General features: G+C 40.9%; 19 protein-coding genes. 12 read left to right on the plus strand and 7 right to left on the minus strand.

The genetic code is table 11. The features are described from left to right. The first annotated feature begins 57 nt into the window (after window positions 1-57). The gene (locus NH153_RS19425) at window positions 58-1,605 is read left to right on the plus strand and encodes a tryptophan halogenase family protein (RefSeq protein ID WP_063707217.1); all 1,548 of its coding nucleotides are present in this window, start codon (window positions 58-60) and stop codon (window positions 1,603-1,605) included. Continuing rightward, a complete protein-coding gene (locus NH153_RS19430; protein WP_138625670.1) occupies window positions 1,602-3,029 on the plus strand; it encodes a tetratricopeptide repeat-containing sulfotransferase family protein in 1,428 nt (475 codons plus the stop codon). The genes NH153_RS19425 and NH153_RS19430 overlap by 4 nt, the downstream gene beginning before the upstream one ends. 10 nt (window positions 3,030-3,039) lie before the next feature. On the opposite strand, the gene NH153_RS19435 is transcribed toward NH153_RS19430, so the two are convergent. After that, window positions 3,040-4,557, minus strand: a complete 1,518-nt coding sequence (locus NH153_RS19435) for a tryptophan halogenase family protein (RefSeq protein ID WP_063706967.1) — start codon at window positions 4,555-4,557, stop codon at window positions 3,040-3,042. A gap of 234 nt (window positions 4,558-4,791) precedes the next feature. Between NH153_RS19435 and NH153_RS19440 the strand changes: the two genes are divergently transcribed. Both NH153_RS19440 and NH153_RS19445 read left to right on the plus strand, forming a co-directional pair. Further along, window positions 4,792-5,496, plus strand: a complete 705-nt coding sequence (locus NH153_RS19440; RefSeq protein ID WP_063706969.1) for a SapC family protein — start codon at window positions 4,792-4,794, stop codon at window positions 5,494-5,496. A 125-nt stretch (window positions 5,497-5,621) separates the two neighbouring features. Next, window positions 5,622-6,656, plus strand: a complete 1,035-nt coding sequence (locus tag NH153_RS19445) for an isoaspartyl peptidase/L-asparaginase family protein (RefSeq protein WP_063707219.1) — start codon at window positions 5,622-5,624, stop codon at window positions 6,654-6,656. Between the two features lie 68 nt (window positions 6,657-6,724). On the opposite strand, the gene queF is transcribed toward NH153_RS19445, so the two are convergent. Next, a complete protein-coding gene (gene queF, locus NH153_RS19450) occupies window positions 6,725-7,570 on the minus strand; it encodes an NADPH-dependent 7-cyano-7-deazaguanine reductase QueF (protein WP_063706971.1) in 846 nt (281 codons plus the stop codon). Between the two features lie 59 nt (window positions 7,571-7,629). On the opposite strand from queF, the gene syd reads away from it, so the two are divergent. Beyond that, window positions 7,630-8,169 (plus strand): SecY-interacting protein, encoded by a 540-nt coding sequence (syd, locus tag NH153_RS19455; protein ID WP_063706973.1) that lies wholly within the window; start codon window positions 7,630-7,632, stop codon window positions 8,167-8,169. Window positions 8,170-8,230: 61 nt separating this feature from the next. Here syd and NH153_RS19460 read toward each other — a convergent pair whose 3' ends face one another. From NH153_RS19460 to NH153_RS19470, 3 genes are all read right to left on the minus strand, one after another. Beyond that, entirely contained in the window at window positions 8,231-9,004 is a 774-nt protein-coding gene (locus NH153_RS19460; protein ID WP_063706975.1) for a Zn-ribbon-containing protein, read from the minus strand. Beyond that, complete coding sequence (locus tag NH153_RS19465) at window positions 9,004-9,270, minus strand: hypothetical protein (RefSeq protein ID WP_063706978.1); 267 nt, start codon at window positions 9,268-9,270, stop codon at window positions 9,004-9,006. Before NH153_RS19465 ends, NH153_RS19460 begins: the two co-directional genes overlap by 1 nt. A 157-nt stretch (window positions 9,271-9,427) precedes the next feature. Beyond that, window positions 9,428-9,658, minus strand: coding sequence for a DUF2789 domain-containing protein (locus NH153_RS19470; protein WP_036969581.1), 231 nt, complete (start codon window positions 9,656-9,658; stop codon window positions 9,428-9,430). Window positions 9,659-9,805: 147 nt separating this feature from the next. Here NH153_RS19470 and NH153_RS19475 point away from each other — a divergent pair, with 147 nt between their 5' ends. Beyond that, window positions 9,806-10,453, plus strand: coding sequence for a GNAT family N-acetyltransferase (locus tag NH153_RS19475; protein ID WP_063706980.1), 648 nt, complete (start codon window positions 9,806-9,808; stop codon window positions 10,451-10,453). Window positions 10,454-11,171: 718 nt separating this feature from the next. Here NH153_RS19475 and NH153_RS19480 read toward each other — a convergent pair. After that, on the minus strand, window positions 11,172-11,471 hold the full coding sequence (locus tag NH153_RS19480; RefSeq protein ID WP_063706982.1) for a DUF3301 domain-containing protein: 300 nt from the start codon (window positions 11,469-11,471) through the stop codon (window positions 11,172-11,174). Further along, complete coding sequence (locus tag NH153_RS19485) at window positions 11,472-12,500, minus strand: DUF3549 family protein (protein WP_063706984.1); 1,029 nt, start codon at window positions 12,498-12,500, stop codon at window positions 11,472-11,474. A gap of 106 nt (window positions 12,501-12,606) precedes the next feature. Here NH153_RS19485 and NH153_RS19490 point away from each other — a divergent pair, with 106 nt between their 5' ends. The 6 genes from NH153_RS19490 (at window position 12,607) to zipA (ending at window position 19,212) form a co-directional block, all read left to right on the plus strand. Then, window positions 12,607-12,921, plus strand: coding sequence for a YqcC family protein (locus NH153_RS19490; protein ID WP_063706986.1), 315 nt, complete (start codon window positions 12,607-12,609; stop codon window positions 12,919-12,921). 1 nt (window position 12,922) lies between these two features. Then, window positions 12,923-13,696, plus strand: coding sequence for a tRNA pseudouridine(65) synthase TruC (truC, locus tag NH153_RS19495; protein ID WP_063706988.1), 774 nt, complete (start codon window positions 12,923-12,925; stop codon window positions 13,694-13,696). Continuing rightward, the gene (locus tag NH153_RS19500) at window positions 13,683-14,129 is read left to right on the plus strand and encodes a flavodoxin (protein WP_063706990.1); all 447 of its coding nucleotides are present in this window, start codon (window positions 13,683-13,685) and stop codon (window positions 14,127-14,129) included. Before truC ends, NH153_RS19500 begins: the two co-directional genes overlap by 14 nt. Window positions 14,130-14,247: 118 nt before the next feature. Continuing rightward, on the plus strand, window positions 14,248-14,979 hold the full coding sequence (locus NH153_RS19505) for an RNA methyltransferase (protein WP_063706992.1): 732 nt from the start codon (window positions 14,248-14,250) through the stop codon (window positions 14,977-14,979). A gap of 60 nt (window positions 14,980-15,039) precedes the next feature. Continuing rightward, a complete protein-coding gene (locus NH153_RS19510) occupies window positions 15,040-18,441 on the plus strand; it encodes a chromosome segregation SMC family protein (RefSeq protein WP_063706994.1) in 3,402 nt (1,133 codons plus the stop codon). A gap of 33 nt (window positions 18,442-18,474) precedes the next feature. Beyond that, a complete protein-coding gene (zipA, locus tag NH153_RS19515) occupies window positions 18,475-19,212 on the plus strand; it encodes a cell division protein ZipA (RefSeq protein ID WP_063706996.1) in 738 nt (245 codons plus the stop codon). Window positions 19,213-19,287 lie beyond the last annotated feature (75 nt).

Genomic DNA, 19,287 nt, shown 5'->3' on the forward strand with positions numbered 1-19,287 from the left:
ATATTAAATAAGTAAACGATCTAGTAATGGTAATTTACTGGTAGGGTGAGTATTGACGTGCAAAAAAAAATCATAAAAAAAATAGTAATCGTGGGTGGTGGTACCGCAGGCTGGATAACCGCTAACCATTTAGCAAAGAAATTAGCTAAGCCAAATGGCATAGCAATTAGCCTAATTGAATCACCAAATATTCCAACTATAGGGGTTGGCGAAGGCACTGTGCCGGCTATGCGCGAAAGTTTGCGATATTTTGGTATTGATGAAGGCGAGTTTATTCGTCGTTGTGATGCCACATTTAAGCAAAGTATCAAATTTGTAAATTGGACACACGATCCTGCACAAGCAGGTCAGCACTATTATCATCACTTATTTGACTACCCATTGATAAACGAGTTTAACTCGACACCTTATTGGCTTATGCAAGAACAAGCCACTAAATTCGCTGATTCGGTTGCTGTGCAAGGCGCTATTTGTGACGCTAATCTGGCACCAAAGAGAATAACTGATAAACAATATCAAGGACATACGGCATATGCTTATCATTTAGATGCGGCCAAGTTCTCAATGATGCTGACGGAAAATGCCGTCAATAAATTGGGGGTCACGCATATCAAAGATGAAGTGATTGATATTCAACTCTCTGAACAAGGTGAAATTTCCTCTGTGCTTACAGAGCAGCATGGTGTTATAGAAGCTGATGTATTTATTGATTGCACTGGATTTAATGCTTTATTAATAGGCGAAAAATTGGGTGTGGACTTTGTCGACAAAAGCGATGTTTTATTTGCTGATCATGCACTTGCTATTCAGGTTCCTTACCTTAATGAGCAACACCCAATTGCAAGTCATACAATAGCAACAGCACAGACTGCTGGTTGGATTTGGGATATTGGATTATCAGAGCGTCGTGGTGTAGGGCATGTTTATTCGTGTAATCATATTTCTCATCAGCAAGCAGAACAACAGCTCAGAACCTATCTAGGGTCAGAGTTTGATCATCTTGAGCCACGCCTAATTAAAATGAAAATCGGTTACAGGGAAAAGTTCTGGCATAAAAACTGTGTGGCAATTGGTTTATCTCAGGGCTTTGTTGAGCCTCTTGAAGCAACAGGATTACTTGTATTTGATGCTACTGCAAGAATGCTTGCAGAGTTATTTCCGACAACAATTGAGATGATGCCTTTCGTTGAAAAGCGATTTAATAGCCGGATACAACAAACTTGGGATCGTGTTATAGACTTCGTCAAATTGCATTATTGTATTTCGAAACGTCGAGATAGCGAGTTTTGGATTGATAATTGCGGTTTAGCCTCTATTCCTGAATCTTTACAAGAAAACTTAGATTATTGGCGCCATCAAATTCCTACAGATTATGACTTCCATAATAAATTGTCGATTTTTAATCTGGATAACTACTTATATGTACTTTATGGAATGGAGTTTGAAACCGATATTCTGGCTAGTCACTTTCAATATAATGACCCACAGGCTTACCAACAGTGGTTATCACAATTAAGGGGCTATCAAAGTCAGCTTTTGAAGCAGCTGCCGGATCATCGAGAACTGATCACTAAGATCAAACAGTATGGGCTGCAAACCCTGTGAGTATACACGTTACTAAAGAGGTTATAGATCAAGCTAAACTCTTATTTAGGCAGGGGAAGTTGCAAGAGCTTGAGCTACATTTACGAGAAGCCGTTGAACATGATAACACTAACATTGAGCTATATAGTTGGCTTGGGCAATTTTATTTGCAAACACGCCAATTCAAACGTTTAATAAATGAATTGGCTGTAGTAAAAAATCATCCGACGATTTTGCAGCTTTATGTTTCTGCTCTTCGAGCACAAAAACAACATCAATACGCAATCGAGCTATTACTTGCTGAAAAAAGTGATAATCACTTACTACTTGCAATGCTTTATAAAGAGCAGGGGGATTTTACCTCAGCTCATCAACAGCTCGATCTGCAACTCTTAAAATCAAACTCTGATGCACAAGCTTATTGGCAAAAAGCATTATTAAAAAATGGTTTAAATAAGGCACATGTTGATCGTTTAATCACTTTACTAGAGAAAAAAAATGCAACCCAAGCAGAACAAGCGTTGTATGCTTATTCTGTGGCTAGCTATTTTGATAAACAAAATGACTACGAAAGAGCATTTAGCTTTTATAATCAAGGTGCTTTAGCAAAAAAAGCGTCTTTTATACATTATCTGCCAGCACAGGAGCTAGATGAATTAGAGCAAATCGAGGCTGCTTTTAGCACGGCTATTAAAGCAGATCATGCTCTAGATAGTGAGTCTTGCCCTGTGTTTATTGTCGGTATGCCTCGAACTGGCACAACTCTGGTTGAACAAATTCTTGCTAGCCATAGCCAAGTAGTAGGGGCAGATGAATTAAGTGATTTAGCTATGGCTTGCCAATCTGTTTTGCATAAAGTTAGGCCGAACAAGCCTTATCCGTATTGGGCTGATGAGCTACCAAAGGATGCTTATAAAGCAATTGCAGATAGCTATTTAACTTTAACAAGTTCATTCCAAAGTAAGCGTTATTTTACAGACAAAATGCCTCTTAATTTTAAGGCGATTGGCATCATTTTACGTGCTTTCCCAAATGCAAAAATAATTCATTGTAAGCGTAACCCTTTAGATACAATTTGGGGGAATTATAGACAGCTATTTGGTGATGGAATTCGGTTTAGCTACGATTTAAAGCACTTAGCTAATTATTACTTAAGATATAATAAGTTAATGAACCATTGGTTGAGTCTTTATCCAACACATATCTTAAATGTTGAGTACGAATCACTGGTGGATGAGACAGAGCCGCAAATTAGAAGAATGCTAAATTTCTTGGAGCTCGACTTTGAAAGCAAATGTTTAGATTTTCATCGCACTGAAAGAGTTGTTCATACCATCAGTAATGAGCAAGTAAAGCAACCCATTTTTAAATCAGGAATTGGCCGTTGGCGACATTATGAGTTTGCATTAAATGAAGTGATAAATATTCTGAAAAAGGAGCACTAAGGCTCCTTTTCTAGCTATGTAATTTAGCTAATGATGCTTGATGTGTTTGAGTAAAATTAACCGCTTGTTGGCAGCGTTCTTTTACTTTACTAAATAAAGCATCCATTCTGTTTTTATCATATGAATATGAAAAGTCAGGATAATATTGCATGCCATAAAGGATGAAACGGTAGTTCTCGTCGTTAAAACATGAGGTACTTGCCGTTTGTAAATCTGCATACTCACATATTTTGTGCTTCCAAATTGCAAGCTTTTGCTTTAGTTCTGGGCAGTATTCAACAGATTGCTGTGCTTGAAGCCAAAACTCTGAGTCGTCTCGGTTAGTAATGCAATAATGTAAGACAATAAACTGCTTTAGATCTTCGTATGCATTGATCATCAATGTTGAATATGAATTTTGGATTTCTTGACTTACTTGGCGATTGACAAGGTGAGTAGATAATAACCGAGCACCTAAATTGATCAGATGTAGTCCAGTTGATTCAAGGGGCTCGATAAACCCACCAGACAGGCCAATTGAGATACAGTTACCTACCCAAAAACGTTTTCGACGGCCAATGTGCATATCAATATGTAATGTTTTAATAAACTCAGATTCTGGGCCTAAAAAAGACTTTAATTCATGCTCGGCCTGTTCTTTGCTCAGCTTTGAACCATCGTAAACATAGCCAGTACCTTGGCGATTTACTAGATCAATTTGCCATACCCATCCATTCGATAATGCAGTAGCTTCTGTGTATGGTTTAGGTTCTATTCCTTCTGGATAATGGCGTTGAACAGCAACAGCTTTATTGCATGGAAGAGCATCCTCATAGCTAATCCAGTTATCATCACTAACAGCATTTATCAGCAAGCCTTTGAATCCAGTACAATCTATAAAGTAATCAGCCTGAAACGTTCCTGCGTCGGTCTCAACGCTGATAATTCTCTCACCGTCACAATTGACCTTACTGACAGTTGCTTCCACATGATTTACACCTGCTGCCGTTGCTTTTGTTCGTAAAAAGCGTGCTAGTTGATTAGCGTCTATATGATACCCATAAGGAGCTACACCTTGGTAAGGAGGGGAATTGATCGCTTTTGGTCCATGGCCGGCTTTAATCAAAGCTGATGAAATACAGGTCCCTTCATCGTAACGCATACCAGAGTTTTGCTGTGATAAAACCCATGAGGTAGAAATATCAAAGTTATCGCCTATTTTTATTTGCTCAAATGGGTGAAAGTATTCATGCATTTTACCATTAACAGGCTTCATCCAATTTTTGAACATGATACCTGTTTTATAAGTTGCCTGTGTTTCTCTTAGTAGCTCTTGCTCATCGAGACCCATCGCGGCAAAGAAAAATCGGATGCTGTGTACGGTCGCTTCACCGACACCTAGAATACCAATATCTTTACTTTCGACTAAGGTGATTTCGACGTTTTTTTCGGTTTTGTTATAAAAGTGATTCAAATACGCTGCTGTCATCCAGCCAGACGAACCACCACCCACAATTGTAATTTTTTTTATTAGTAGTGAAGAGCTCATACTATTTGCCTAATTAACGTTCATTTTCATCAAGTATACAAGGTGTGACAGCGATGTCATTAAGCTTTTCGGCTTTTTAGAGAAGAATAGATTGAGATCAAAGCTGCTGATAAATAAATGTTAAGTAAGTATGTACAAACTGCCACAAAATTTTCACTTCCTTTTTGTTGCCAAAACCTATAGGCTTTGGGCACTAACAGCAAAAACATATTATAAAATTAATGGAGCAGTATCATGGCGGAGCAACAAGTACAGCCTTTACATAACGAAAAACATGCCAACACTAAAATTCAAAATGGCATCAACATCGAGTTCATGAAATCTCAGCACTTAGTACCTGTGGTTGCACACGAATTTGCACGCATCGCAAATGAATTCCCAATGGCATTTGTTAAAAACAACGAATCAGGTCAATTCCAAGCAGTTGCTTTATTTGGTCTAGAGCCAGGCGAAAACCTTTTCATTCAAGATGACAAATGGACAGCTGCATTTGCACCTATGTCTATGACTCGTTACCCACTTGGTCTTGTTAAGCACCCTGAAGCTGACCAATTTGGTATCGTAATCGACGAAGCAAGCCCGCTTGTAAGTGAAGAGACAGGTAATGCACTTTTCGAAAACGGTGAAGAAACTGAATACCTTAAGCGTCGTAAAGAAGCACTTGTTTCTTTCATCGAGTTCTCTCAGGTAACTGAAGCATTCACTAAGTACCTTGCAGACAAAGAACTACTAGTAGCTCAAACGCTAACAGTAGAAATCAAAGGTGAGAAAAAAGACATCAACGGTATCTACCTTGTTGACGAGAAAAAACTTAACTCACTAAGCGATGAAGAGTTCTTAGACCTTCGTAAGCGTGGCTACCTAGCACCAATCTACTCTTTCTTAACGTCTACTCATCAAGTTGCACGTTTAGCACGTTTAAAAGCAGCTAAAGCTTAATTTTAAACTGCTGAAAAAAAGCGCCATTAGGCGCTTTTTTTGTTTCTTTCATCGGTTAAAGCTTGAAAACCAGCGCCGAATTATTCACATTGGGCTTACAAACTAAAATAAATATAAGTGCCCCTATGTTAAAAACATTTCTCACCTCAGCTATTGCGCTTAGCGCATTATCATTTAGTACTTTAAGCCACAGTAGTGATCAACCTTTCGCTATCGCTATTCATGGCGGTGCAGGGACGATTGAAAAGAGCCGCTTCACGCCAGAACAAGAAAAAGCCTATCGCGCTAAATTAAAAGAAGCCGTTGAAACAGGCTATGCGGTGCTAGAAAAGGGCGGTGAGAGCCTAGATGCCATCACTGCGGCAATTAATGTGCTTGAGAACTCGCCGTATTTCAACGCAGGTCGCGGTGCTGTATATACTTATGACGGTGCACATGAGCTTGATGCATCAATTATGGATGGTCGTACACGCCAAGCCGGTGCTGTTGCAGGGGTTAAACACATTGAAAACCCAATTAACCTGGCACGCTTAGTGATGGAAAAATCAGTGCATGTCATGCTTAGTGGTCAAGGTGCAGAAGAGTTTGCAAAAACTCAAGGTATGCCACTGGTTGAAAACAACCTATTTGATACTGAGCACCGTTATAAAGCCTTATTAAAAGCAAAAGAAAAGCTCGATAAACAAAAAGTAACTAGCAAAGACTACCAAGCTGCACACAAAGCCCTGCCGGTTAATTACAAAATGGGCACTGTCGGTGCAGTTGCACTTGATAAAAACGGTAATATCGCTGCAGGTACTTCTACAGGTGGTATGACAGCAAAACGTTTTGGCCGTGTGGGCGATTCACCAGTGATTGGTGCGGGGACCTTTGCTGAAAACGAATCATGTGCAGTATCTGCAACAGGCCATGGCGAGTACTTTATTCGCTACAATGTGGCAGCTGATATTTGTGCTCGCGTAAAATACCAAGGTAAAACCATTGTGGAAGCAGGTAACGAAGTGATCCACGATGTATTAATGCCTATAGGTGGCACAGGCGGTGTGATCATTATTGATGCTAAAGGTAACATCAGCTTGCCGTTTAACACCGCAGGTATGTACCGTGCGAGTAAATCAAATACATCACCAACGTATGTGGGTATTTTTAAAGACGAGTAATTATCTGTAACGAATCTTCAGACAATAAAAAACCGAGTTTCACAACTCGGTTTTTTATTGCCATAAAGTTATTGGCGATTAATTTTTACCTTGAAGGGGGTTTCATCTTGATTCGTTGAGCGATAAGGGTTGATATCTAAACCGCCACGGCGTGTATAACGCGCATACACTTCAAGCTCTTCGAGGTTTAATTGCTGCATTAAATCGCAGTAAATACGCTCTACACATTGTTCATGAAATTCGTTATGAGTTCGAAACGAAATTAAGTATTTTAATAAGGCTTCATGGCAAATTGCTTGGCCTTTATAACGAATAATCACACTCGCCCAATCAGGCTGTGAAGTGATCAAGCAATTCGATTTTAGCAAATGACTGTGTAAGGTTTCTGAGACAACCTCATCACCATTATGGCGAAGTGAGCTGGCATCAATATCATAGCTGGTGATTTCGATATCCAGATCATCAATACATACGCCCGGTAACGCTGTAAATGGCAAACAATTGAAATCATCTGCTTGGTATAAAGTAACGATCACGGGTGCATTTACCGCAGCGGATAAGTCTTTGCTCAGTGCTTGGTGAACGTCATCTCGCGTTTCAAAGCGTGTCTGATTAAAGCTATTTAGGTACAGTTTGAATGACTTTGACTCAATGATGTGACTGCTTTGGCAAGGAAATACAAATGTTGCCACAGCGACCATTGGCTTACCCTTGCTATTTAGCCACGATAATTCATAGCCAGTCCAGATATCTTGGCCTTTAAACGGTAAGTTATCTTCGCTAACACCTAATGCATCACGGTTTAATTTGCGGGCAATAGGAAACAATAAACTGGGTGTGTAGGTATCTACATACTCTGTGCTTTTACCAAGAACACTGTTTTTCAGTTCGGGTGAGTTGCTGTAATCTGTCATCTTTACACTTTTGTAGTTACAATGGCGGCATTATACCTAAAGCCAATGAGTTTCGCAGTATGTCTGTTTCTACAAAACTAGATAAGTTACATCAAGCATTTAGTGAAAAATGCCTCGAACGCACAGGAAAGCTTCCTGTTATTGAACATGATTCAGCATGGCCAAGTCCCTGTGAGCAGGGCGAAGTTGATGATCAGGGGCTTATTCAGTGGCGTGCAGTTCCGCAACAACCTGCTGGCAGTTTAGAAGACTTAGCCAAGGCACTCGAACTATCGTTTCCTGAAGATTTAAGCCCATTGTTTGGTCATGTCTATGCGGGTAATTTGTTATTGAGTGTTGATGATCATCACATTGAGCTGCTACAAGCATGGAATGAAGATGATTTTAGCCGCTTACAGCAAAATATTACCGGTCACGTATTAATGAAGCGTAAGTTAAAGCAGCCAGAAACCGTGTTTATTGGCCTCACAGAACAAGATGATCTGCTGATCACGGTATTAGTCGAAAGCGGTGAGGTTTGTTTAGAGTACGTGGGTAAAAAACCACATCATGTGCTAGCAACTAGCATCAGTGAGTTTTTGGACAAAGTAGCGGTATAAGCTTAAAAAGTAAAAAGGGGCGGTTGCCCCTTTCATGTATCTGGTTATTGCCTTTATTAAGCTATTGAAAGTCCCACGAGATATTCGAAACAATGCCACAAGGCTCGCAACGAAAATCAAATAAGCCAAACCATGGCTCAGGTAATTTCCATTCGCCATCGCAACTTGGGCAACGACGTTTAAGCTCCGACTCTTTATCAACGCCGCCAACACGATATAAATAATAATAAACAGGCTTCTTGGTTAGAAAACTAATACGCTTAGTGATATCGCGACCACGGCGATATAAGTCACTCTTGATACTAGTTAGCTCTTCAAGCGCAGGAAATTCACAACGGGTTGCACCATTGATCTGAATTTGATCGCACGCTTGCCAGTCTTCTTGCCATTTTATCAGTGTTTTGTAATCGCCATTGGCAATTGCCGGAATGCGAAATAACGGCACAGGCAAAAAGTCATCACCACAATAAAGTGGGCTGCAGGTATGCACATACGTGGTATATAAAATATAGCACGATGGATCATGGCACATGTCTGCACCATTTGAGTGAATGTCTTGGCCGATCACTTTTACTTTTGGTGCCAGTAAGCCCGCGGTGTGTAATTGCTCAATACTGTGCTTTACAAACGGGCTATGGTTGAGCGGATGCATCGCATCTTCGGTTGGGCACATCACACGGGTAATGAAAAATCCATCTTTTAAAACCGTTGGAAATTCATCACCAATGATTTGGCCGTTAAAACGAAGTGCATTAACAAGGCGGTTTATCGCCTGCTCAGCAAGCTCTAGGGTGGTATCTTGGTAGCAATCAAAAGTCAGATCGACAACAAACATTATTTTTTCTCAAGCAGTGCTAATAACCTATCTAATTTAGCCTCAATACGATCCAATTGACTTTCATTGGCTGTACTTACTTGTTCATTTGACGGGTTATTAATGAAATTTTTAATTGAATCCGGGTTGTTTTTATATTGGCTAACCGCTGCGATGATCACAGGCATCGGCATAGGTTGAGTTAGCTTACTTTTGGTTAGGGCAACTGTTGGGGTTTTACCTTCATCAAGAAGGGTTTTAATTGCATCAAATACAACGGCATTCATTTTCGTATAAACTCTTTAATAAAAGACTAAAAAGCACCGCAGTATATGGGCTGCAGTGCGCGCGTATGGTAGCAATAATAGATGTGGAGTGAAATTACTTTCCTTATTTACACACTAAAAGTTTGCTTTGAGAGCGTGTAAATAAGAAAGCGAAACATTACTGACGTAACCTTGCATCTAATTCATCAATCACTTCGCTCCAAGCTCCATCTTCAGCAAGTGATTCTGCTAAAAAGTGTTGCTGAGCTTCATCCCAAAAAGGTGCTTCCTGCAAGAGGGTCGTATCAGACAGTTGATGCGATGCTATAAAAGCATCTATTTCACTTTCTTTGCTTGGCAAACCAAGTTGTGCAAATAGGGTCGAAATGTCATGTTTTGTCGTATCCATAGTTCTGCTCCTTGTGTATGGCGATAATTATTACTGCTTGAACTTAATGATGATGAACAGCAGTTTAACTTACGCTGAATTTGTCTTTAATCGCAGTAGGGTATATACCTTATAGTCTAGTACTAAAATAATAAAACAAATAAAAGGATGAGTATTTTGACAGTTGCTGAACCCGAAACCTTAAGTGTGCAATACCTAAGTGCTGAAGATATCAGCACTGCCGCAAGCCTTATCTATCAAGCTTATCATGATGATCCCGTTCTTCAGAACGTGTTAGGTTTTCAACAAGATAATCCAAGTAAATATGAAACTAAACTACGTGCCTTAGTGCGTGAAGAACTGGCAAGTTTTTGGCAAGAAAAACAGCCATTAATAGGCCTTTACTCACAAAGTAGATTAAAAGCTATTGCGTGTGTATTTGATTCGGCAAGTGAGCTACAAGCTGAGCGATACTGGCATTGGCGATTAAAGCTGATGCTCAGTGCAGGTTACTTGCAAACCAATCAGCTTATAGAAAAGGAGCGCACTATTCGTGAAGCACTTTCGACCAAAGGTCATTACCTATTTTTAGCCTTTATTGCCGTTGACCCACATTTTCAAGGGCAAGGTTTGGGTCGATATCTGCTACGAGGCCTTGATGATTTAGTTGAATCAAGCAATCAAGCAAGTGGATTAGCTGTCTTTGTTACTCGCTCTGAACAACGCGAATTCTTTAGCTCTGAAGGATTTGAGGTGTTCAAAGCCTTGAGCTTTAACCAAGTCGAAGGTGACTTGATGTTCAAAGCGGCACAGTGACGAAAGGACGTTTTGGAAATAGCAATGTGAGATAAATCTCACATTGCTGTGAGTTTTATCAGTTTAATGCCGTTAAATTTGTACCTAAAACTGCTTATTTCAATGATTTTAAAGGATTTATTGTTTTTGTCATTTTTGTGACTTAGAAAAAATTACTTTTTATGCCTACCAAGATTTCTCCGTTTCTCTAAACTTAATCATGTCAAGAAGACGCAGGTTCAATGAATGAACTGATGCCAAGGATTAGGATTATGGCAACAAAGCAAGATGCTTAGCAGGAAGCAAAGGGACAAGAGCTAGGGAAGCAAGGAAGAACGAGGACACTGCCAGGATGCAGTACAATCGCGGAGCGATTGAAAAGGACTGACCAAAGGATGATTTTAGCAGGAAGCTAAAGGAGCGTTTGGAAAACGAAGTGGATAGCCATTGACGGCAAGAGGACGGCACTAGGATGTGTTAAATGCTACAAGAGGTAGCATGGTGGGTGTATCGGATGTATACCCGTTCAGGGGAAAGATAAAAAGGCAGCTTCGGCATAAGTAAGGATACTTAATCATGGAAGTAGCAAGATTGGGGCGTGGCTAGTAGCTACGCCTTAGTTCTTTCTGGAGGTTGCACTTCTCAAACAGGCAATTATTTTTGTAAAACTCGCAACTCGCAACTCGCAACTCGCAACTCGCAACTCGCAACTCGCAACTCGCAACTCGCAACTCGCAACTTAAATCTTATGCGGCGGTATTACTACGCTTTTAAGTAATTCATTTTCCATGATCAAAACGCCTTGATACACGCTTTGCCCATCACTTGAAAACTCAAAAATAAACTCGCTTTTAATACCTGGCTTACCACTTTTTAAAATACCAACCCTGCGTTTATTGCAAGCGACACTCATCAGTTGCACATTTAATTGCTCAATTTGTCTTTGTGCATGAAGGTTAGCTGCTTCGGCTACTTTTCTGTTTAACCAAAAAAAGTAGATGATGCTGCCAATGATGATAAGTGTCCACAAGCCTGCCATTTACGAGAATAACCTTCCAATTGCTCGAGCGAGTGTTTCGCTACGATTTTCTTTTCTTAATAAACCTAGTAGGTGAGGGCGAATACTAGGAATTGCAACTAAATCGGTGAAAATACTCACAAACAGTTGTTCAATTTCAGTGTGGTGTGCACAACAATCCATAAACACATGTAAGCGTTCTGGGTCTTCAAGCGTGCTAAAACAACGCCCTGCAATTGTTAATAGTACATCTGACTGGGTGTTCATCTCAGAGCGTAATACAGTATCTACCAGTTGTGCAGTTAAACCTTGCGCTGTTGTTTTTGATAAACTTCTAAGAGCTGCAACAAGAGCAATGTCGTCTTTTTGCTCTATCGCCTTTAAACCATAGGCTAACAATTGCTCTGCAAACACCGGTTCGATTGCAACATGTTCAAGCATCGCACTCAGCGGCTGTAATACTTCGACAGGTAAGTGTCCCCAAGCGGCTTGTAGGTTTGCTAAATTGGTGTCGTTATCTAAGCGCATCGCAAAATCAGCAATACCCTGTACTGCAACACTTTGCCAATTATCAAACCCCAGTTTGCCTGAGAAATACAGCTGAGCATATTCGTAGTACTGTGAAGCGCTTTGTTTAAGTAAACATTTAACCTGTGCATTAAATGCCGCTAGCTTGTTGGCGTTTGGCGTAAATACATACGGGTTGTTATCAAGTTTGCCCTCGGCATTTTCACCGGTAATTTCTGTACCAAGTGCTTCAATTACCATATTTGCAAAGTGATCGCGGCTTGCGCTTACTAGGCGGCTTTGCTCATCTAATGGAAATTTTAAAAACCATACATAAGGTTCTTTAGACGCTTTTACATCCCAAAATTGAATAGCAAGCCAAGCATGACCAGCAAGCGGGTAAGGGTAAGGGATTTTTGTTTCTTCAATGGCAAGAAATTGTTTTTTGTCTAATTTCGTGATGTGTCTGCCAATATCGAAGGCACGCCAAGTGGTACCGGCTGCATCCAGAAGTTGCCCTAAAGTGGCGATCTGCTCAGTCATAAAATCTCAATTACCGTAATTAATCTATATCAGCCGCGAATTATACGCCATACCATGGCGCCTTGGAACAGGGTATACTAAGCACAAAGGTATTAAGAGTTTTACAATGCATCAACAGACTTTGGCGCTGCTGCGCGAATTAGAATCCACATTACAACGCCATTCACTATGGCAAACAACAGCTATTGACCCAAGTGCGCTCAATTCTAGTGTACCGTTTTGCCACGACACTATGGCTTTTGAGCAATGGCTGCAATTTGTTTTTCTTGAAAAAATGCACGCCCTCATAGCACATGCTCAGCCTTTACCCCGTAATTTTGCAATTGCGCCTATGGCTGAAATGATGCTGGCACAACATAGTGGCGGAAATGATGTGATTACCGTTTTACAAAAACTCGATCAACTTTTAAGTGATAACTAACATGCAAGAGATTGTTAAGCCACAATTTGACGAGTTAACGATTCTGTACCGCGATGAAAATTACGTTGCGATTGATAAACCATCTGGTTTATTGGTTCACCGTTCGTTTTTAGATAAACACGAAACCCAATTTGCGATGCAGATGCTGCGTGACCAAATTGGTCAACACGTGTTTCCTGTACATCGTTTAGATAGACCAACCTCAGGCGTATTACTGTTTGCGTTAAGTTCAGAAGCAGCCCGTGACATGAACCAGTTGTTTATTGATGGGCAAATTGAAAAACGTTACTTAGCTTTAGTAAGAGGCTTTTTAAATGAATCAATCTTCTTAGATAAACCTTTAAAAGAAGAGCTTGATAAAATTGCCGATAAGTTTGCTGATCAAGATAAAGCACCGCAAGAAGCACAAACGCAATTTCATTGCCTGCACCAAGCAAGCTTACCTATTCCAATTGGTAAGTATCCAACAGTTCGTTACTCGCTGGTGGAGTGTTTTCCTAAAACTGGCCGCAAACATCAAATTCGTCGTCATTTAAAACATTTATCATTACCAATTATTGGTGACGTAAATCATGGTGATAATCAGCATAATCAATTTTTTAGAGAGCATTTCCAGCTTCGTCGTTTAATGTTATTTGCCTCTGAATTAAAGTTTGTGCACCCTTATAGCAAACAACCAATAACAATTAGAGCGCCATTAGGCGATGCAATGTTAACGATTTGCCAGCAACTTGGCTGGCCAACAGAAGAAAAGGATTATTATGGCAACTATTAGTATTTTTGTCGGCAGTGTCTATGGCGGTGCTGAGCGTTTAAGCGAGCAAGTTATTGAAGTTATTGAAAAGTCAGAGCATCAAGCGCAATTAGTTGAAAATGGCACGGTTGATGACATGCTGGCTGCGTCACATATTTTAGTGATCACATCAACGACGGGTCAGGGTGATATTCCTGATAACTTAATCACTTTATACAGCCAATTAAACGATCAATTCCCACTGTTAACAGGCAAGCAATACGGCATTATTGCTATGGGCGACCGCAGCTATGGCGATACGTTTTGTGGAGCAGGTCGCAGTTTTGATGAGCTGTTTCGCGATTTACAGGCAAAACCTGTCGGTCATCGTTTAGAAATTGATGCCTGTGAAGATTTTGAGCCTTGGCCTGTTACTGAGCCATGGTTAAACGAATGGCTGACGAAAATTAGTTAATGTCTATTAATTAGCTAGTGTCTCTTAAAAGTGCTGATTGAATAAGCAATTGGCACTTTCCCCTTGGTTTTTCGAGTACAGAATCTGATATACTAAACCATCATTTTATGAGGCTGTTATGATTTCAAAAAACCAACTGAAACTAATTCGTGCATTAGGTCAAAAGAAATACCGTAAGCAATATAACCAGTACCTTGTTCAAGGCGAAAAAAATGTACTTGAATTACTAAACAGTGGGTTAAGTATTGCTCATATATTTGCGACTCCTGCATTTATTTCTGCGCATCAAACAGCGCTTGCAGCCCATCAAGTCATTGAAGCAGACGAAGACAGCCTAACTAAAGCCAGTACGCTTGTTAGTAACAACGCAGCCATTGCTGTTGTTGATATGCCAAGCCAACAAGCATTACCAACATCAGGACTTATTTTAGCCCTTGACGGTGTGTCGGATCCGGGTAATTTGGGCACGATTATTCGTGTTGCTGACTGGTATGGTATTAAGCATATTGTTACCAGCACAGACAGTGCCGATGCTTATAACCCGAAAACCATCAGCGCAACTATGGGCTCATTTGCTCGTGTGAGTGTCACACAAACCGACTTAACCAGTTACTTACCTAGTTTAAACCTTCCTGTGTATGGCGCATTTTTAGAAGGTGAGAACATTCACAAAACTGCTCTTAAGCAAGATGCCGTATTACTCATGGGCAGTGAATCCCATGGTATTCGTGCTGATTGCGAAAGCTTAGTTACTGATAAAATCACTATTCCGGCTTATGGCCAAGCAGAATCGCTTAATGTAGCAATGGCAACGGGTATTATTTTAGATAATTTTAAGCGTCACGCTTAACCTTTTACCCTAAAATGGGTTAAATTGAAGAATAACAATAAAAATCGGTAAAACAATTAGATGCGCTTAAGCACCATAAAATTAGCGGGTTTCAAATCGTTTGTTGAACCCACTAAGATCCCATTTCCTGATCAGATGACATGTGTTGTCGGCCCGAACGGCTGTGGCAAATCAAATGTCATTGATGCAGTGCGTTGGGTGCTAGGTGAAAGCTCAGCGAAAAACTTACGTGGCGATGCCATGACCGATGTTATTTTTAACGGCTCAACTAATCGAAAACCTATTTCACAAGCCTCTGTTGAGTTGGTGTTTGATAACACCAGTGGCCATTTACCGAATACCTTTGCTGATCGGAACCAAGTGGCGATCAAGCGCTTAGTGACTCGAGATGGTCAGTCAATTTATTTTCTAAATGGCAGTAAATGCCGTAAGCGTGATATTACCGATATCTTTTTAGGCACAGGTCTTGGCCCGCGCAGTTATGCGATTATTGAGCAGGGCATGATCTCGCGTTTAATAGAGAGCAAACCGGCTGACTTGCGTGTGTTTTTAGAAGAAGCCGCGGGAGTTTCAAAATACAAAGAGCGTCGTCGAGAAACGCAAACCCGCATTAAAAGTACCCGCGAAAACCTTGAACGATTGCTTGATGTAAGGCAAGAGTTGCAAACACAGCTCGATAAGCTTGCAGTGCAATCAGTCGATGCAAAAAAATTCCGAGAGCTAAAAGCCACAGAACGTACCTTAAAAGGGCAAATTGCGGTTTTAAAGTGGCAGAAGTTACACCAACAACAAATTGATAAAGCTGAGCAAATCAAGAAACTTAAAGAGCAAATTCAGTTCTTTAGAGAAGCGCATTCTGGCCACGATGATGTTTTAGCAAGTCTTGAAAATCAGGTGCAACTTGAGCAGCAGAAACTGCAAGATGCCCAGCAAGCTCAGCATCAAACTCATACAGAGTTAACCCGCAAAGAACAGCAACAGATCAGTTTAAAGCAGCAACAGCAAACACTTAGCCAAAACCTTATCAAACAGCAACAATTGCAGTTACAAAATAAAGAACTGCAAGAAGAGCAACATGCTTCAGCCGCTATTTTACAAGAGCTGCTACAAGACGCGATTGAGCAAAGTTTGCTGTGCGCTGAGCAAGTTGCAGAGGTTGAAGAGCAAGTCGCTCTGCAGCAGCAACAAACGCAAAGTGTCAATGAGCAATATCAAAGCACCTTACAGAAAAATCAAGCTCATAGTAGTGATATTAATGTTGCAAAGAGTCAACAGGCTCACTTTGCCCAGACTGTTGCACAACTTGAGTCTCAGCAGACACAACTTGCCGCTGAAATTAGTGAGCTCGAAGCGACCCCAGTTGCAGCGCAAATTGCTGAGCAACAACAGCATATTCAAACATTGACAAAAGAGCTTGCGCAGCAACAAAGTGCGCTAAATAAGCTCACTCAGAGTCTAGAACAAGCGGATAAAGAGCAGCTGCACTTAGAGCAAGACTTTAAACGGGTTCAACAACACAGTAATGAAAACAAAGCCAGCATAGCAGCGCTTAATTCTTTGCTATCAGAGCAAACCGACAACAGGAGTGTCTCTTTATTAGCGCAGTTAAAAGTGGCTGCTGGCTTTGAGCCGTTAGTTGAGCAAGCCCTGCTTGGCCTTGAGCATCTAAAGGTCAGTCAACATAAAGAGCCTAACAGTGTTTGGTCTGTAACTAATAATGCTAAGTTACCAAAAGAGTCATTAGCAAATTACATCGAATCGGGTGCTTACCCTGATTTATTAGCACGCTTTGCTTTTCAACCTAGTTTTGATGACGCTATTTTAGCGGATCCATATTGGCTGGCAGTGATTGATGAAGAAGGCTGTATACATGGTCGTAACTTTCATACCGATGCTAATAAAGACACCGACAATTCTTTGCTTTTAAAGCATGCTCAGCTTAGCGATGCACAGCAGTTAGATGAAGAGCTCAACGAGCAATTAGAAACCAAGCAGCATTTGCTAAATGAGCATCTAGCTCACAAGAAAACGCTCATCGCTGACAAAGAGCAATACAGAGAACGAATTCACCAAGCGGCTCAGCAGATTGCATCGGCCAGTACTCGACGCGATATGCTATTAGAGCAGCAAACGCAGTGGCAAAATCAGCGTGTTAAATTACAACAGCGTCAAACGTTACTGGCTGAACAAAAGCAAAGTGCTGTCGAACAGCAACAAACGCAGCAGACTTTACTTGAGCAATTATTAGAGCAGCAGTTAGAACTTGAAACTGAGTTAGAGCAGGCGAAACATCAACAAACTGAGGCAAATAACAACTATCGCCAAGTGGCTTCTCAGCTTGAGCAATATAAAACGCAAGCACATCAAGCTAATTTGGCTGAACAAAAAGCTCGCAGTGAGTGTCAACTTAGCGAAACTAAACTACAGCATGCTAATGCAGCCCAAAGTGCTGCCAGTGAAGCTGTATTAGAGCTCAACGAGCAATTAGAAGAGCTAGTGATCCCGCTTGAAGAAGTAGCAGAGCAGATAATGCTATTGCTTGAAAAGCATCAACAAAGTGACGTTGAGCTGAAAAACTTGCAAGCGGCCTTGAGTCAAGCTAAAAAGGAGCTTGCTGATAAGCAAACAGCGCTGAAATCGTCGCAATCTGAGTTGGTTACGCTACAAGAGCAGTTGCAAGCATTGGCACTGGATGAGCAAAGTTTAATCGTTAAAGCACAAGCTGCGTTAGAGCCACTTGAAGAACTGGAACAAAATTTAAAAACAGTACTTGAAGAACTGCCTGACAATGCCAATTTAAATAGCATGCAAACTTGGCTGACAAAAACCACGCAAGCTTTAAATGAACTTGGCGCGGTGAACTTAGCGGCAATAGATGAGTTTGAGCAGGCTAAACAGCGCAGCGATTATTTAAATCAGCAGCTTGATGACTTAACACAAGCATTAAATACCCTTGAAGGGGCAATTCAAAAAATCGACCGAGAAACAAAAAACCGTTTTAAGGCGACCTTTGAACAAGTAAATACTGATTTTGGGGAGTTATTCCCAAAAGTGTTTGGTGGCGGTAGTGCTTACCTTGAATTGACCAGTGATGACCTACTTGAAAGTGGCGTGAGCATCATGGCTAGACCACCGGGCAAGAAAAATTCGACAATTCACCTGCTTAGTGGTGGAGAAAAAGCGCTGACCGCATTATCATTGGTGTTTTCAATATTCAGGCTCAATCCAGCTCCATTCTGTATGCTAGATGAAGTGGATGCGCCATTGGATGATGCGAACGTGGGTCGTTTTTGCCGTTTGGTAGAAGAGATGTCACAATCAGTACAATTTATTTATATCAGTCATAACAAGATTGCTATGGAAATGGCAGGCAGATTGACCGGTGTAACTATGGCGGAACCAGGTGTATCACGTATGGTCGCTGTAGACATAGAACAAGCTGTGCAAATGGCACATGCATAAAATTTAGGCATATCAAATAATAAAGGTGAGGGGATGGCCGAAGAATTAAGATGGGCTTTAATCGTAATCAGTGTATTTGTCATTGGTGGTTTATTAATTCACGGCTTATGGTCGGTGCGTAAAAAGGACAGCCCAGATACGCCTTCAGTTGAGCGGGTTGAACCAAATGAAACGACCAGCGAGGTTCAAGAGCCTGCGACTGCAAAATCGCAAGAGCGTGATGAGCCAGAGTTTGGTGATTTAAGCTTCTCAGCAGAAAGTCACGACGAACCAGCTGTGTCAGAAGAGGTTGTTGAAGAGCCTGAAGCAGAAACTCAGCAACAAGACGCTGAAGAAGAACCAGCTGCAGATGCACAAGTTCCAACCGATTTTATTATTGTGCATTTACAAATGCCAGAGGGTTTAACAATGGATGGCAGCCAATTATTGCCAGCCGTTAATATGTTAGGCTTTAAGTATTCTGAAGAAGGTTTCTTTAACCGTCACTTAGACCCAGCAGGCACAGGTCCGGTGTTATTCCGTTTAGTGAATATGTATAACCCAGGCACGTTCGATATTGATAATATGGAACAGTTCAGCACGGCCGGTGTTAGTTTATTTATGACCTTACCATGTGATGGCGATGGTCTAAGTGCATTCAATATGTTGCACAGTGCAGCTAAAAAGCTAGCCGATGAATTTGGTGCAACTATTTTAGATAGCAACCGTGAAGAAATGACGGTTGAAAGCGTTCGTGAGTATGTTGAGAAAGTACGCAGCTTTTCAGCTTAGTCGCACACACAGAGTATAAGTATTAGGCCACTTGGCGTTAAGTCGTCGAAGTGGCTTTTTTATGTAGATTTTTGA

Source organism: Pseudoalteromonas gelatinilytica, assembly GCF_001641615.1.
In the GTDB taxonomy this organism is placed as follows: Bacteria; Pseudomonadota; Gammaproteobacteria; order Enterobacterales; family Alteromonadaceae; genus Pseudoalteromonas; species Pseudoalteromonas gelatinilytica.